The sequence below is a fragment of the Affinundibacterium seohonense genome, from assembly GCF_014284305.1.
GTDB classification, from domain to species: Bacteria; Pseudomonadota; Gammaproteobacteria; order Burkholderiales; family Burkholderiaceae_D; genus Undibacterium; species Undibacterium seohonense.
Genome location: NZ_JACOFW010000007.1, coordinates 78,580 through 95,479, shown reverse-complemented (window position 1 = coordinate 95,479; position 16,900 = coordinate 78,580). Strand labels below are relative to the sequence as shown.

Genomic DNA, 16,900 nt, shown 5'->3' with positions numbered 1-16,900 from the left:
TCTGTATGCGCTAAATACGTAATCCACCAGTCATACCAACCCAAAGCTGTCCCTGACTATCAAAAGCCAAACTACGTACCTGTGTCTGACTTTGTTGCAAAGCCATGCCGAGTTGCGCTTGCGTGGTTTTCACATGATGCTGTAACTGAGCACGATGATTGATATGCGCCACGGTGGATCCCTGCCCTATCCAGACACCGCCGGCCTTATCACTAATCAGAGCACGTACTTCGCCTTGAAAATCGGTCTCTAAAGCGGCATCGGCTTGCCATCGGATAAATTTTTTACTATTGGGATCGAATAACATCAAACCAGTCGATGTGGCCAGCCATAAGCGCCCCTCTTCAGCTTGACTAATACCATAGATCATTTGCTGTTTTGAATGCATGTCAACTGGCATAGGTATTCGTTGAATCACGTCACTGCGCAAATCAAACACATTCAAACCTCGCCGCGTTCCTATCCATAGGCGCTGCTGATCGTCTTCAAACAAACTAAAAATACGATCATGACTAATGGTGCTTTCGAGCGCAGGCATGTGTGAGAACAAACGAATATGCCTGCCGTCGTAGCGCACCAATCCATTCGCAGTTCCCATCCACACAAACCCATTGCGAGTTTGATAAACCGTCATGATGCCGGTACTAGGCAAACCTTGATCAATACTGAAATGGTCAAAACGAAGACGATGCAATGCTCCTGCGTTAGCAACATCTAGAGAAAAAAAATCCCGCCAACAGCAAGACAAACGCAAGCAAGCCGTTTGCAAGAGTGGAGAATTTTGAAAGTTTGGCAAAAAGAAGTTGCAAGTATTAACCCCTTTATGACTGACCTGATTAGCTAGAAACCCGACGGCTTGAATCCAACTATAACAGACAAAAAGTGCTGGTTTAAAATACTTCTGATATGTCTAGGGTTTTTGTTGGAAATTCTGCTTGACTATACAAGTGAGGCCAAACAATGCGACAACGCACTACGACACTAATCTGCAGAGGTGCGGACAAATAAGACTTTACTGAGTTCAAGACGGTAACGTAATAAACTCATCAATAACAATATCGCTAACACGGCTTGAGACAAGGCAAAAGCCAAACCGCCCACGTATTTGAACGTCAATGGGGCTGCTGGCAACAACAAAAGACTCATCCAACTGAAGATCAAGCTACGCGCTTGCCAACGTAAACGTACCGGCGGCAAAATCACCTGCATACTCGGCACTCGCTGTCCCATAGGAGTTTGGCGACGCAAATGTAAGAAAATTAAGAAGGGAATAATTTTCCCCAGCATGGCGTTAACCGGCATCACCGCACCACCGACCAAGCAGAGTACGCCCATCCACCATGGTAGAAAACCTAACAAATGTGGAGGCAAATACGGCGCAAAATGCGTGTATATCAAAAACAAAATCGAAGCGCTAGCCCAACTCAAGGCACCCACTAGCCACAAACTCCAAGCTGGATCAAAACGACGTTTTGCCATCAACAAAGAATGAAATGACGATGTCGCCAAGACACAGACAAAAAATGCCAGAGCGGTTATCAATAATCTGATTAAGCTATCGGCTAAGGGAAAGGACAGCATCAGTAAACCCAGCCAAATGCCCCACGGTAAACATCGATGCCAATTCAGGCTTGGGCGTTTGATTTGCCAAAACATCGGTACCACGGTTGATGCCACACCGAGCACAAGGCAGGCAATCCAGCCAACTAAACCCCACGCCACATGCAATCGCAAGACATACGCAATATCGATTTGCCACCAAGCTGAAAACGCTCCTGCTAATACCACGCCCAAGCCTATCACCATGAATAAAGCCAAGGCAATCCAGCGTAAGGTTTTCAGCGTTGTATCAGGATTTGAGGGCAAGACCATATGCCATGCCGCGTGTGCTAACGCGAGGACAATAGCACCATATAAGATCACGGCAAGCCATGCTGCGACCGCGAATCCAACTTGATTCCCAGCTAAAAATCCCACACTCAAACCAGTTGCAATCAGCGCTGAACCTAGCGCGACAAAAGGCGCAATCCATTTAGCAGGCCGCACCACTTGCCCAGCAACCACGGGGAATAATTGAAACAGCGCGCCAACCATAATCGGCGCTAACATGCCTAAGACCAGCACGTGGGTGACGGCTAAGACTAAAGGCGAATAGCGATCAGGCAGTCCGGAGGCAGAACCAAACGCGAGTAAAAGTCCGGCAGCGACACCCAGCCATGGTGCAGGCAACAGGCAACCGAAAATGGTAGCTGGCGATGGGGCGAGTTCGTAGTTGAGGATTTGGGGGGCGGACATAGCTCACGGTCTACAATGGAGACGCGTAGGTTGGTGCTGAGCAAAGCGAAGCCCAACATGATTAAATCAGACCTAACACATCGTTGGGCTTCGCTTCGCTCAGCGCCAACCTACATCCCTCACCAGGACAAAATCTTATGCGGCGCAAGAACACGCGCCACCGCAGCCACCCATACTCAACACGGACATCAAGTTAGGAATACTACCGCCACACATAGGATAAAGAATATTCTCTTCCTTCACGTTGTGCTGTTGAATCAAGACATTCAAGGTATCAATCGTCGCCAAAGCAGATTCGACTTGTCCTTGCTCAATTTCCTCCATCGCCTGATCACGTAATTGGCGAATTTCTGCGTGCTCACCACGCATCACCACGGTAGGACCATTCGTCATGCCTGTGGCTTTTTCAAAAGCGGGAAACAGACGCTCTTCTTCCAGGCAGAAATGGTGTTCTAATTGTTCATCGAACAAACGGAAATTTCTGCCAGCTGATGTCAGATCCCGTTTATGCAAAGCGGCTTCTACACGGTTTAGTTGATCGTCACATTCTTGGTGTTGCTTCACCAAACTCATCATTGCTTGCGACATGATTGACTCCAAATTATATGCGGTAGGGTGCGCCATGCGCACCACTTTTTGATATCTTCCAACGGTGCGCACGGCGCACCCTACTTTATTGACATTTACTGTACCAAAGGCGTATCAGCACCTTCGAGTTCTATGCCACTGATCTTGGCTTGACCGACCAATAATTGCAGATACTGACGCATCGCATGATCGTGACTAGCTCTTTGCATGGCATCGGCGATCTTGCTTTCTACTTGTTCAAACGGCAGTAATTTCCCCGCCAGTTTGCGGCCAAGCTGCACGATATGCAGACCAAAGCGTGTTTCGACTATACGTGGCACGATCTTGTGTTCTTCCGCTGAGAAAATCACTTTCTCAAATTCAGGAACCGTGTCGCCGCGTGTCAGTTGACCGAGGCTCCCGCCAACTTCACTCGATGGACAATTCGAATTGGCTTTTGCCATCCCAGCGAAATTCGCTGGATTGTCCAACAAATCTTGCAATACGATCTCTGCATGCTTGCGCAAGTTATCTAAATCTAAGGCAGCGGTAACTTGAAACAAAATATGACTTGCTTCGACTAACTCACCTACCGTAAAGCGCTGCGGATGGGCTTGATAGTGACGCAGGCATTCTTCAGAACTAGGTTTAGGAACCACTACTTCGCGTACCAATAGAGCTTCTAACTTATCTTCATCATCGCCTGCCAAGCCCAATTCATTCGCCTTATCCAGTAAGACACGACGCAAGACCAATGCTGTCATCGCACTTTTCATGGCATCAGCAGCACCCTGATGCTCAGGTAATTCTTTTTCCATCTCAGCGTCGCTGAGTTCGTAACCATTGACTATGACGGGCATGATTGCCTCCTGTTTAGATTCATTCGCCGCAGAGGCGCAGAGGTCGCAGAGGGATAGAAAATTCAATGAATTTCACAGCACCTCTGCAGTTCAAAGTTTTATCTAGGGCGAACGAGCTGCCATGCACGGCTTAAATAGCCAACCGACGCAAAGCCACTCCACACATGCACCAAACGTGTGAATGGGAAAATCACAAACAAACTCAAGCCCATAAACAAGTGCGCCTTGAACAAGAACGGTGCGGTGACGATGTAACTAGCGGCATCGCCTTTAAAGGTGACGATATGCTGCGCCCACGTCATCAACAAGACCATCATATGGCCGTCTCTGTGGTTCAAAGATTCAAAGATCGTCGACAAACCCAAACCCAAGGTGACGAAAATCCATAACAACAAGACTTTATCACCCGCTTTTGTCACTGCTGAGATACGGGCATCAGTAAAGCGCCTATGCATCAAGATCAGCAAACCGACCATACACAAAGTACCAAACACGCCACCCATGACGATCGCGATCATTTGTTTAAAGCCATGTGAAATACCCAAGCTATCCCACACAATCACGGGCGTCAGCAAACCGACCATGTGACCGAAGAACAAACCGAGCACACCGATGTGGAACAAAATATTGCCGACACGCAGATTACCCGCGTGCAGCATTTGCGAAGAATCGCTCTTCCACGTGTATTGTTCGCGCTCAAAACGCGCCAAGCTACCGAACAAGAAAATCGCTAAAGCGATGTAGGGATAGATCCCGTAGATAAATTGATGTAAGTAGTCCATCACTGACTCCCAAAAAGTTTAATTTGCAGCTGCTTGATTTGCAGCCTTGGGTTGACGTGGATAAAAATTAACCGCCTGTGCACCGCCAGATGCTCCGCTTGATGAACACGACAGACCTGGCTTCAATAATGGTTCAACACCATCAGCACCAGGACCGAAGGTCTCCATCGCATCATCCATATCCCGCACAGGTGGCTCGCCCTGCTCTTGCGGGACTACATCGGTGAACGATGTCAGCAATAAGAACGCATTGGCATACGGACTATCTTTTCGTTGCAAGCGAATGCCGATTGCTGCTAACACATGAATTGCTTCGCCGAGTAACTTCTCTGCGGTTTCAGCATCGACCAAGCTCAAGAACTCTAAGAACAGCGGCACATAATCTGGCAATTCGCTGGCTTCTGGTTCAAAACCATAGCGACGATATTCCGAAATCAAATCCACCATCGCTTGACCACGATCACGACTTTCACCGTGGATGTGTTCGAACAAATGCAAAGCAACTGAAGGTGTGCGATCGAAAGTGCCGACATAGTTTTCTTGCACACTGATCAGACTGGTTTCTTGTAAATAGTTGAGTAAGGGTTGTACTGCTTCCAAAACTTCTGGATCGGCAGACAACTCCGTACGAATCTCTGGCAAAGCAGCGATCAGATCTGGCTGCGGGTAACTCAGTAGTGCGGATAAAATCCGATAAATTTGCATACGATTTCCTTTATTCTCTGTGGTGTTTATGGCGTCGTTTTATGCTTTAATATTCCCTCTCCCGCAAGCGGGAGAGGGTTAGGGTGAGGGGCGTTGAGTCATTCGAAATGCTTGGTGTATCCCGACAAATCATTTCACTCGCGACCAACCGCCCTCATCCCCCGCCCTTCTCCCGCCTGCGGGAGAAGGGAGTTAAAAGCTACTCCGTCGTTGAGAGCTTTTTTCGCGACTTCGGCATATCCACAAAAATCACACTACCCTGCGGCTTCTTGCCAAACAGCGCGCCATCCGAAGTACCGCCCGAGCAACCATTGCCAAACGTAAACCCGCAGCTACCTTTTTCATTGAAGCTATCTTCCACCATTTCTTTATGTGAAGAAGGAATCACAAAACGATCTTCATAGTTTGCGATCGCCATGGTTTGATACATGTCTTCGACTTGCGCAGCGGTCAAATCAACTTGCTTCAACACTTCGTGATCGAGCTCGCCATGCACTACTTCAGAACGCTTGTAAGCGCGCATTGCCAACATACGCTCTAATGCTTTCAAGACTGGCTCTTCTTTACCTGCAGTTAAAAGATTCGCCAAGTAACGCACAGGAATCCGCAAAGACTTCACATCAGGAATAATGCCGTTCATGCCCATGTGGCCTGCTTCGGCTGCCTTTTGAATTGGTGACAAAGGTGGTACATACCAAACCATAGGCAGCGTGCGATATTCTGGATGCAATGGGAAAGCAATCTTCCACTCCATCGCCATTTTGTAGACTGGCGATTTTTGCGCGGAGTCTATCCAGCTCTCTGGAATACCATGCTTACGCGCTTCCGCAATCACCTCTGGATCATGCGGATCTAAGAAGCAATCTAACTGTGCTTGATACAGATCTTGTTCATTCGGAGTCGATGCCGCTGCCTCGATTTTATCTGCGTCATATAACAAGACACCGAGGTAGCGGATACGACCTACGCAAGTTTCCGAACACACAGTTGGCTGACCCGCTTCGATACGTGGATAGCAGAATGTGCATTTCTCTGCTTTGCCGGAACTCCAGTTGTAGTAAATCTTTTTGTAAGGGCAACCAGAGATACACATACGCCAGCCGCGGCACTTATCTTGATCGACGAGCACGATGCCATCATCTTCGCGTTTGTAAATCGAACCAGATGGGCACGATGCTACGCACGCCGGATTCAGGCAGTGTTCGCACAAACGTGGCAAGTACATCATGAAAGTCGATTCGAAAGTGCTGTACATTTCTTTTTGCACGCCTTCGAATAAAGCATCACGACTACGTGAGCTAAACTCACCACCTAAGTCATCTTCCCAGTTCGGACCCCAGACGATCTTGTCCATCTTTTTGCCAGTGATAACAGAGATAGGACGAGCCGTCGGTGGCGTCTGTGACAAGGGCGCGTTTTGCAGGCGCTCATAATCAAACGTAAATGGCTCGTAATAATCGTCAATCGATGGCAAATTCGGATTGGCAAAAATATTCGCCAAGATGCGCAATTTGCCGCCTTGCTTTGGCTCTAATTTACCTGCCTCATTACGATTCCAGCCGCCCTTCCACTTGGCTTGATTTTCCCATTCCTTAGGATAACCAATGCCAGGCTTGGTTTCGACGTTGTTGAACCACGCATACTCCACGCCATCACGACTGGTCCAGACGTTTTTACAGGTCACGGAACAGGTGTGGCAACCGATACATTTATCCAGGTTCAACACCATGCCTACTTGTGCGCGAATTCTCATGACGCTGCTCCTTCTGATTCTTCCAACCGATCGTCCAACTTCGCTTCTAACCAATCCACTTTTTTCATCTTACGCAAGACGATAAATTCATCGCGGTTACTACCAACCGTGCCGTAATAATTGAAGCCATACGCTAACTGTGCATAACCACCAATCATGTGCGTAGGTTTTAATACCGCACGCGTTACCGAGTTATGAATACCGCCGCGTTTACCAGACAATTCTGCACCCGGTGTATTGATAATCTTTTCCTGTGCGTGATACATCAAACACATGCCTTTTGGCACACGCTGACTAACTACCACACGCGCAGTCAAAGTACCGTTGCTATTGAATACTTCTACCCAATCGTTATCGACCAAGCCTGCTTCTTTCGCCTCAATCTCAGAGACCCACACGTGTGGACCACCACGACTCAAGGTCAACATACGCAAGTTGTCAGAATAGGTTGAGTGAATCCCCCACTTCTGATGCGGCGTGATGAAATTGAGGACAATCTCCTTCTCACCGTTCGGATGCTTGTTGAGCATTGGTGCTACCGTCTTGGTATCAATCGCTGGTTTGTACACGCACAAACCTTCACCGAAATCGAGCATCCAGCGGTGATCCTGGTAGAACTGTTGACGACCAGTGAGTGTGCGCCATGGGATCAGTTCATGCACATTGGTGTAACCGGCGTTATAGCTAACTTCTTCTGATTCCAAACCAGACCAGGTTGGTGCAGAAATAATCTTACGTGGCTGTGCCTGTACATCACGGAAACGGATCTTGTCATGCTCACGACCAACCGCCAGATGCGTGTGATCGCGACCTGTAATTTTGCCCAGTGCTTCCCAAGCTTTGACCGAGACATGACCATTGGTTTCAGGGGCAAACGTCAAAATCATTTCGCAAGCATCAATCGCGGTTTCAAGACGTGGACGACCTTTCGATACGCCTTCTTCCGTCACTACTTTGGTGACGCCACCGATTTCATGCACTTCGTGTTCGGTGTTCCAGTTAATCCCTTTACCACCGTTACCGAGCTTGTCTAACAAAGGCCCAATCGAAGTGAATTTCTTGTAGATCTCTGTGTAGTTACGTTCCACCACCACAAAGTTTGGTGCAGTCTTACCAGGAATCAAATCGCACTCGCCTTTTTTCCAATCTTTAGGCTCAAACGCCTGACCGAGTTCGCCCGGTGTATCGTGCATCAGCGGTTGCAAGACGATATCTTTGCGGGTACCCAGATACTCGCCACCGATTTCGGTAAATTTCTTGGCGATACCCTTATAAATTTCCCAGTCCGTTTTGCTTTCCCACAAAGGCTGCACCGCTTCACTCAATGGATGAATGAAGGGATGCATGTCCGAAGTATTGAGATCGTCTTTTTCATACCAAGTCGCTGTTGGCAACACGATGTCGCCATACAAACAAGTGGTACTCATACGGAAATCAAGCACCGTCAATAAATCCAATTTACCTTCTGCCGCTTCTTCACGGAACTTCACTTCCGATGGTTTCACTGCTTCATCAGGATCATCAAACAAGGCATTCTGTGTACCGAGCAAATACTTCAAGAAATACTCATGGCCTTTACCTGAACTACCGAGAATATTCGAACGCCAAACAAACATATTGCGTGGGAAATTCTTGGGATTATCTGGATCATCGCAGCTCATATTGACTGCACCAGATTTCAAACTTTGCTTCAGATATTCTGCGGGTTCTAAACCTGCTGCTGCCGCTGCATCGCAGACGTCGAGCGGATTGGTTTCTAATTGCGGCGCTGATGGCAACCAACCCATGCGTTCCGATTTCGCATTCATATCGATCATGCTCATATGACTGACTTTGGATTTATCCGCAGTCGGCGCGAGAATTTCATCGATATGCAATTTCTCATGACGCCACTGACTCGTGTGCGCATAGAAAAAACTGGTGCCGTTCATTTGACGTGGTGGACGTGTCCAATCAGACGCAAACGCCAGCGGAGCCCAACCGAATTGTGGACGCAGCTTTTCTTGACCCACATAGTGTGCCCAACCACCGCCTGATTGACCGACGCAACCACACATCATCAACATATTGATAATGCCGCGATAAATCATATCGTTGTGGTACCAGTGGTTCAAAGCTGCACCGACGATGACCATGCTCTTACCATGGGTGTCGTGTGCATTTTGTGCAAACTCACGAGCGACTTGAATCACCAAGTCACGCTTCACACTCGTATGCTTTTCTTGCCATGCTGGTGTGTAAGGAATATCGTCATCATAGGAATGCGCTACCGCACCGCCCAAGCCTTGATCCACTCCATAATTCGCCATCGAGAGGTCATAAACGGTCGCGACCAAAATTTCAGAACCATCTGCCAATTGCACTTTTCGTGCTGGCACATTACGCATCACCATATCGTTAGCATCTGCACCACCAAAATAGTTAAAGCCCACGCTCACTACTTGATCATGCTTCGCTACCAAACTTAATTGCGGATCGATCTCGCGACCTGAGCCACCATCTTTTGGTTCCAGATTCCAACGACCGACTTTTTCGCCGTCATTGACTTTGCCTTCGCCCCAGCGATAACCGATAGAACCATTTGGTGCGACGATTTCGTCTGTTGTCGCATCAATCGCGAGTGTCTTCCAATCACCGTTATTCGCTTCATCCAAACCGCCTGGCAATTGTGATGCGCGCAGCATTTGATCAGCGACGAAACAACCGTTGCGTTCGACCAAACGTACCAACATCGGCATGTCGGTATATTGCTTCACATAGCTGCGGAAATAATCAGATTTACCTTCGAGATGGAATTCTTTCAGAATCACGTGACCCATCGCCATCGCCAAAGCCGCATCGGTACCTTGCTTAGGTGCCATCCAGATATCACCAAACTTCACCATCTCACCGAAGTCAGAAGACACAGCCACCGTCTTGGTACCTTTGTAGCGCACCTCGGTGTAGAAGTGGGCATCTGGTGTACGTGTTTGTGGTACGTTAGAACCCCACACCATTAAGTAGGTGGAGTTATACCAATCCGCCGATTCTGGCACGTCCGTTTGCTCACCCCAAATTTGCGGACTGGCTGGTGGCAAATCGCAGTACCAATCGTAGAATGACAAACAAGCGCCACCGATCAAAGACAGGTAACGCGCACCAGCCGCGTAAGACACCATCGACATCGCAGGAATCGGCGAAAAACCAATCACGCGGTCTGGGCCGAATTTTTTCACGGTGAAGGCATTCGCCGCAGCAATGATCTCTTGCGCTGTATCCCAATCCGCACGTACAAAGCCACCAAGGCCACGCACTGATTTATAACGCTTAGCTTTCACCGGATCTTGGCTAATCGATTCCCACGCCTGAATCGGCCCCATGGTTTTGCGCGCCTCTTGCCACATCTCCATCAAACGACCACGAATCATCGGGTATTTCACACGCTGCGCAGAATACACATACCAGCTATACGAAGCACCACGTGGACAACCGCGTGGCTCATGGTTCGGCAAATCTGGGCGGGTACGTGGATAATCCGTTTGCTGGGTTTCCCAGGTAATCAAACCGTTCTTGACATACACTTTCCAAGAGCAAGAACCAGTGCAGTTCACACCATGGGTAGAACGCACGATCTTGTCATGCTGCCAACGGCTGCGATACGCATTCTCCCACTGTCTATCCTCATCCACCACCGCACCATGTCCGTCAGAATAGGTGGATTTCACCTTAGACATGAACTTCAATCTATCCAGAAAATGACTCATCTCAAGCTCCTTAATATGTGAGCGGTGAACCTGATGTTCACGCCACTTTGACATGATCAAAGTTTAGAGAGTTGAGGAAGAGTCGCCCATTCTTCAGAGCGGTGCCTAGGGGGAAGCATTGGCACTAGGGTGGGATAGTTCTTTGGAACTAGGTGGGGGTTTTTTGGTGCTGGGTTTTGATTTGACTCAAGTTTGAGGGGGTACTAGCTTAGTGTGAGCTATCTGTAGCGCCTGTCATTCACGCATGGTCTTGGCGGGAATTCGATATTTTAAACATCCAAATCAATGAGCTTTGGTTTTCAAATTTCCCTATCATTTTGCACGATCATTTTCCTTCTCCTACTGCTTACTCCTGCAATTGCTGCAAATCGAATTCGATTTCTTGGACTGTCGGCAAAGCGCCTTTCAAATTATCTGGCAAAGCTTCCACTAATATGTATTCACTAACGCCCATAGGTTTATTCATGTCGCGCAAAGCAAACTCGACCTCAATATTATTTTTATCGCGACAGAGCAAAAGACCTATCGTGGGTTGATCATCGTCACGTTTAAGCAGACTATCCACAGCCGAGAGATAGAAGTTCAATTTTCCTGCATACTCAGGGATAAATTTGCGATTCTTAAGTTCGACAACTACATAGCATTTCAGAGTAACGTGATAAAACAACAGGTCAATAAAATAGTCATTACCAGCTACTTCAAGTTGATACTGCCTACCGATAAACGCAAAGCCTTTACCCAACTCCAGCAAAAACTGGGTAATGTGCTGCGTCAGTTGCTGCTCCACATCTCGTTCGTTGTACGGTGCCGTCATGGCCATGAAATCAAAAGTGTAAGGATCTTTCAGCGTTTGTTGCGCCAAGTCAGACTGTGGCGCGGGCAAGGTACGGGAAAAGTTACTCACCGCCTTGCCTGCTCGCACATACAAATTTGATTTCAATTGCATCGCCAGCACGTCACGACTCCAGCCCTGTGCTAACGTTTGTTCAATATAGAACACCGCTTCTTCTACACTCAGACACTTCGTAAAAATCTGTATATTATGCCCCCAAGGTATTTGGTCAACAGGCTGTTGACCAAATGCTGTAGCTAACTTCTCACCTTCGTTACCAATAGCTTTATCGTTTGGATTGCCTGTATAAAAATGATAAAAACGCAGACAATATTTCAAATTCGTGGTCGACAATCCCTTAATGTCGGGAAAGGCTTTCTGTAAGTCTTCCGACAGTTGCGCGATGAGCTTATCTCCCCATTGGCTTTGTGCCTGCTTCTGAGAGATTAACGCACCAAGTTCCCAATAGAACAGAATCAATTCACGATTTGCTGCCAAGGCCACACGCAATCGCGCTGAAGCAATGCGTTGCTTGATGGTATTTAACCAATCTTGATACTCCGCCAATGCAGCAGGTTGAAGAGTCAGGAGATTTGTCATAATGGGTTGGTTCATAAAAATTTATACGGACTATGAATAAGGAGCCGTAAACTTTGCTCTACTAATTTTTCATCTGCTCTTATCTACTTTAGCCGCCTGCTTCCGCGGCCTTTGAATATTCTCTTTTAATGCAGCAATGCATGAGCCATAAGTGAATCAGGCGCTCTCAATCCAAATAGAGTATCTTTGCGTTTTTTTGTTCGAGCTTCTGATGCTTTTCTTAATCGACTAAAAAATTCCGCACCAAATTTCTGAATCATTTCACTTTGAGGAACTTCATCAAGCCAAATGCAATATCGCATATCGACAATACCATCAGTCAATACACTGTAACGCCAAAAATCGGTAGGATTGGCAGCGTCAATCGCAAGCTGAAACCAATGGTAAGCCCATTCATTTTTTTTATAAATTTTACGAGCATTGGCCGCCACATTACCAAGAAAACCCGTCCCCCACTGTTGTATTAACACGGATTCAGATGCTTCACTCTTGTGACGCATACCTGCAATCGTTAATCCCCTTGCTTGCTCCCCTGGGTACTCAGATCTTACTAGCGAGGTAACAAAATTATCCAACCACCTTCCAGCACCGGCCACCTCAACTGCAATTACAGCGAGCTCAATTTCTGCATCTGAAAAGACATCACTAAAAACACGTATTCTCAATGTATCCAGAGCACTAATCTCCGGGATTTTAAACAAAATGTTCACATATAATGGAACACGTGCCTCTCCAATTTGCCATACAAAGTTAGAACCAATTGTATTTAACTTCTCCAACACTGCAACAGCTTTCACTCCATCAATTGAAGCATACGCACCTGCCAACACTACGCCTAAATTATAGACGTTACGCATTTTCTGGAAGTCATCAGCAGCCAATATCATATCAAGCCACTGTGAAACTGAAGCAGGGTAACTTTGAACAAGCGAATATGCATCATCCCATCGCCAATGCGATGTCAATGCGATAGCATCTTTCTTTGAAATATCAGCATAGAACGAATCAACTTCAGCCATCATTACTTTCTGACGCGCCGCAAAATCTTCGTTATCAAATCCTTCTACAAACACCCCAAAATCATCATCTCTATCTTTTCCTGTAGAGACTGCGTCTAAATCGATCAAACTACGTGACTCAGAAAAATCATTGACATCAATATCAAAATTCAACATCGTTGTTAATGGATGTACTACGCTTAACTCACCCATCAAACAATTCATTGCACCATCAAACATTTGTAATAGTAACTCGTGGCTCCCGAAGTCAATCGATGTCAATACAAATCCCATATATTCCGGCGAAATCAGCGCAAAACAGTCTGTTCGGTTTTGAGAGGTAACGGCATGAGCAACGGCACGCCTACGCCATGATCTTCGTCCTTCTTTTTCTTCACCTTTTTGAAATGGTGTGGCATTTTCCAAAAGCATTCTGTCTAATTGATCATCCCTAGCGACAAATATAACGTCTGCAGCACATTGTGCGACGTCATCATCGTCATGATTAAAACAAGCAACAATCATTTCGCGAGATTTCGAGCTTAATTTTGGTGTACGAGCTGAAGCAAACAATAAGGTACGCAATAAGCCTTTATGATCCGAAGTTGCTATCAATTTTTCGAGAAAATATTGAAGGCGATCAGCTTCTAACACGTTCAATGTATCTCGAAGATAAAGAGGTTCAGATACCACAATAGGCAAGCTCAATATAAGTTCTAATTGCTCTTCAGCTTCAAAGTGTGGCAAAAGACTATTCAATACGGCACAAATAACAAATGTCGATTCACGATCCTGCAAATAGCTCGTGTCTGAAATTAATCGTTGATAGGTGCTCATTACCGAATTTATCAATTCAGAATTAAATAACGGACTACATTCTTGTAAATGCCATGCCAATTGCCTTAATGGCATGCCAGTTCGATCAACAGCAGATTTAACCGTTGTATGCACGACGTCCAAAATAATATCTGGCTCAAAACGGATCAAAGACGGACTGACATCGTCAAAATCTCCGTCTTCAGATGTATGTCCAAATTGTGTCCACAGTTTCTCTCCACAAATTTTTCTCCCCAAAGAACGGGCATTTTGAAAATTTGATCCTACGAGTGCTGTGGGATCATAAGGATTAGTATCACAAAGATTTTCAACTCTTCGAACTCTCCATCCAGGATTTGAAGCTAATAAATTCTCAGAACGTGCCGATGATTTTTGACTCCCCAACAAATTTAATGCGTACGAACAAGCTCGTGAAAACGTCTCTGACGAGTTCTTCAAGTTATCATCCACGATTTGGTTCAGGTTATTTTCCAAATCTGGAAAATCGCAAGTATTTAGTCTGATAGCCCATGCCAACGCTTCTGAATTCTTATGAAAATCTGGTGCAACAGCTATCGATAATTTGGACGCTAGTAATGCTTTTGCCAAATACCCTTGCGGTCTGCCCGCAATAAGTACAGCTATTACTCGAAGTAAATTCCATGCAGTATCTTCACTTTTTTCTTCGCAAAATTTCATCATAAAAGATTGCTCTGCTGGTTTGAGGTCAATTAGAGCAAAAGTAATTTTCGACTCGAACTCAGCTTGACGTCTTAATCCTTGCTCGTCATTAGTTTGCCATGACAAGTTACGCGACCAACGCCCTAACCATTGTGGAATTCGCTTACATAAAGATCGCTCTACACGTGCATCTGTTCTTGCTGCAATTAATAACTCCAAAAATTCATGTTCACGTACGGTTGAATGTTCCAACTCAATAACATCTAAAAATGCCTCTGGACAGGAATACACGTGAGGTACCAAAAAAAGATAGTCATCTCCACTAAAATTTTGTACAGCGAATCCTAACTCTATCAAAGCGACCTGAACTTCTCGCTGGCATTTGGAATCAAGGCAAGCTAAACCAATTGCTGTAATCAGGATGTCTCCGATAATATCGAAACCAAGTATTGGTTCCAACATCGCATGCAAAAACTCGCTTGCATCATTCGATTTCGCCTTGCTTTTCAATTCCTCAATGATTAACAATCCAAGTGCGAACGGCAGGCCATGCTCTGTAAAACTATAGTTATCGCCGTCATCATTTAAGCGTAGAAAACGACCCTCCATAATTTCGGTTAAGTCGTTATCAAAATTTATCGAGCTACTATTTCTCGCAGCAGGAGAATAATTTTTCCATTCATCAGGATCAAAAACAGACCGATTTTTCAGCCATTCTCCAGCATGATTACGCAATAGCTTATGAAATTGCACAACGTTATGACTTAAGATATTTCCGCGCTCTTCTAATCTCACTTGCCAATACACTAAAAGCAATCGTTCTTTCGTCAGATCTTCTAGTCGTTCAAGCCGATCAATCAATTTGATCGCAACAGCGCAGACTCTAGGATTGCGCATAAATACGCGAACCCGCTCTGGCACACTGTTGATATTTATGTCATATCCAATCAAAACCAGCTCTAATTCAGGCTCTGAATATTCCATAACATTTATACTGCGAACTTCTATTTGTCCCAATCTAGGCAAAATATCCCTCTGCCAAAATGCCGGTCTACAACTTACGATTAAACACCCGCCCAATTCCAATAAAGCTATTCGCATCGATTTAATGATGTCTGCCCAAGCTGCGCTTGGATGCTCGTTTAAACCATCAAGAACAACAATGAAACGTAGATCATTTCCCACATCAAATGTCTTCCAACGATTCAGACGATGCTCCCAAGATTCAATCGACAGTCCAGAACTATCTTGTTCTGCAAAAAGAGTCGCTAAGCTTTTAACAGGATCTCTTGGGTTTAGGTATTCAGATCGACGACCAGCGACAAACAATACGATTGGTTTTTGTTGCGCTTCAGAAAGCCATTCGGCGATTATCCAAGTTTTTCCGCATCCCTCCTCGCCAAAAACAGCGACTATTCCTTCCGAGATACCAGGCTTAAAATCGGCGATAACTTTATCTAAAGACCTTACACTTTCAAGGCGAGATATGACTTTTAATGTTGGGTCTGTAAATGCAATATATTGTCCAAAAGCGATCTGAGACTTAGCCTCATTACTAAATCGGTCTTGTAACCATGAAGTACTTTTTCGACGCAACGAGTCCAATCCGACTTTCGATGCGCACAGCGAATCGACTAATTTTTTCTTTTCAGTTAGAAAATTATCGCCCTGAGTTATGCCCTCTAGAATGCCTTCCAAATCCTCGGAGTCACAATCCTCCGAATTGCGTTTGAACCAAGCGATCGTATGATCTTTTACGCTCGCAAGTAAGACTGCTAAATGCGATAAAGAATGCTCTGTCCAATCTAAGGTCAGCAAAGTGATACCAGATTTCTCAAGTATTTCACTCAATTTTGACTGAATATCATCTCCAACTTCGCTGGTAGCTGCCAGTACCCACAAATCAATCCTATTTTCTTGTGCAAGAGCAGCAATGCCGGCCTTTCCAACCAAATCGTCTAAAGTCATCTTATCTCTATATCGCTTTGCCTCCATTGAAATCGCAAACGGCCCAGCTGGAGTGCTTGCGTCGCGTCCGAATTGAGGTCCCGATTTGGCAAGCCGAAAGACAAGTCCTGTCATCTCTGCGAGAGCCTCTGCAACCAGCCCCTCAAAGCCATCTGATCCTGCGGGCTTAACATGCGTGAGCAAATTTCTCAAAGAATCTAGAGCACTTCTAGTCATACAATGCAATCCTTAAATTCAAATTTCGAACATTAAACATTTACAATCTATCCATGCACGGCCGAATTGAGATTGCACCTTCAA

The 16,900-nt window shown here is 45.9% G+C and carries 10 protein-coding genes; all 10 read right to left on the bottom strand.

Annotated features, from left to right (window positions below; all coding sequences use genetic code 11):
• Positions 1–10: 10 nt before the first annotated feature.
• Positions 11–694, bottom strand: a complete 684-nt coding sequence (locus H8K52_RS08540; RefSeq protein ID WP_186922477.1) for a ligand-binding sensor domain-containing protein — start codon at positions 692–694, stop codon at positions 11–13.
• Positions 695–981: 287 nt separating this feature from the next.
• Entirely contained in the window at positions 982–2,295 is a 1,314-nt protein-coding gene (locus H8K52_RS08535) for a hypothetical protein (RefSeq protein WP_186922476.1), read from the bottom strand.
• A 135-nt stretch (positions 2,296–2,430) separates the two neighbouring features.
• Positions 2,431–2,883 carry a hemerythrin domain-containing protein gene (locus tag H8K52_RS08530; protein WP_186922475.1) on the bottom strand — a complete coding sequence of 151 codons (453 nt, stop codon included), beginning with the start codon at positions 2,881–2,883 and terminating at the stop codon, positions 2,431–2,433.
• Positions 2,884–2,978: 95 nt separating this feature from the next.
• The gene (locus H8K52_RS08525; RefSeq protein ID WP_186922474.1) at positions 2,979–3,722 is read right to left on the bottom strand and encodes a peptidylprolyl isomerase; all 744 of its coding nucleotides are present in this window, start codon (positions 3,720–3,722) and stop codon (positions 2,979–2,981) included.
• A 98-nt stretch (positions 3,723–3,820) separates the two neighbouring features.
• Positions 3,821–4,504 (bottom strand): respiratory nitrate reductase subunit gamma, encoded by a 684-nt coding sequence (narI, locus tag H8K52_RS08520; RefSeq protein WP_186922473.1) that lies wholly within the window; start codon positions 4,502–4,504, stop codon positions 3,821–3,823.
• Positions 4,505–4,522: 18 nt separating this feature from the next.
• Positions 4,523–5,209, bottom strand: coding sequence for a nitrate reductase molybdenum cofactor assembly chaperone (gene narJ / locus H8K52_RS08515; protein WP_186922472.1), 687 nt, complete (start codon positions 5,207–5,209; stop codon positions 4,523–4,525).
• A gap of 199 nt (positions 5,210–5,408) precedes the next feature.
• Positions 5,409–6,962, bottom strand: a complete 1,554-nt coding sequence (narH, locus tag H8K52_RS08510) for a nitrate reductase subunit beta (RefSeq protein WP_186922471.1) — start codon at positions 6,960–6,962, stop codon at positions 5,409–5,411.
• Positions 6,959–10,705, bottom strand: coding sequence for a nitrate reductase subunit alpha (locus H8K52_RS08505; protein WP_186922470.1), 3,747 nt, complete (start codon positions 10,703–10,705; stop codon positions 6,959–6,961). The genes narH and H8K52_RS08505 overlap by 4 nt, the downstream gene beginning before the upstream one ends.
• A gap of 346 nt (positions 10,706–11,051) precedes the next feature.
• On the bottom strand, positions 11,052–12,137 hold the full coding sequence (locus H8K52_RS08500; RefSeq protein ID WP_222613732.1) for a PDDEXK nuclease domain-containing protein: 1,086 nt from the start codon (positions 12,135–12,137) through the stop codon (positions 11,052–11,054).
• A 125-nt stretch (positions 12,138–12,262) separates the two neighbouring features.
• A complete protein-coding gene (locus tag H8K52_RS08495) occupies positions 12,263–16,816 on the bottom strand; it encodes a PDDEXK family nuclease (protein WP_186922468.1) in 4,554 nt (1,517 codons plus the stop codon).
• Between the last annotated feature and the right edge of the window lie 84 nt (positions 16,817–16,900).

Coding starts and splice junctions, on each gene's coding strand:
- narH (WP_186922471.1), bottom strand. CDS start 6,962: ATGAGAATTCGCGCACAAGTAGGCATGGTGTTGAACCTGGATAAATGT.
- narJ (WP_186922472.1), bottom strand. CDS start 5,209: ATGCAAATTTATCGGATTTTATCCGCACTACTGAGTTACCCGCAGCCA.
- narI (WP_186922473.1), bottom strand. CDS start 4,504: ATGGACTACTTACATCAATTTATCTACGGGATCTATCCCTACATCGCT.
- H8K52_RS08530 (WP_186922475.1), bottom strand. CDS start 2,883: ATGTCGCAAGCAATGATGAGTTTGGTGAAGCAACACCAAGAATGTGAC.
- H8K52_RS08535 (WP_186922476.1), bottom strand. CDS start 2,295: ATGTCCGCCCCCCAAATCCTCAACTACGAACTCGCCCCATCGCCAGCT.
- H8K52_RS08495 (WP_186922468.1), bottom strand. CDS start 16,816: ATGACTAGAAGTGCTCTAGATTCTTTGAGAAATTTGCTCACGCATGTT.
- H8K52_RS08505 (WP_186922470.1), bottom strand. CDS start 10,705: ATGAGTCATTTTCTGGATAGATTGAAGTTCATGTCTAAGGTGAAATCC.
- H8K52_RS08500 (WP_222613732.1), bottom strand. CDS start 12,137: ATGACAAATCTCCTGACTCTTCAACCTGCTGCATTGGCGGAGTATCAA.
- H8K52_RS08525 (WP_186922474.1), bottom strand. CDS start 3,722: ATGCCCGTCATAGTCAATGGTTACGAACTCAGCGACGCTGAGATGGAA.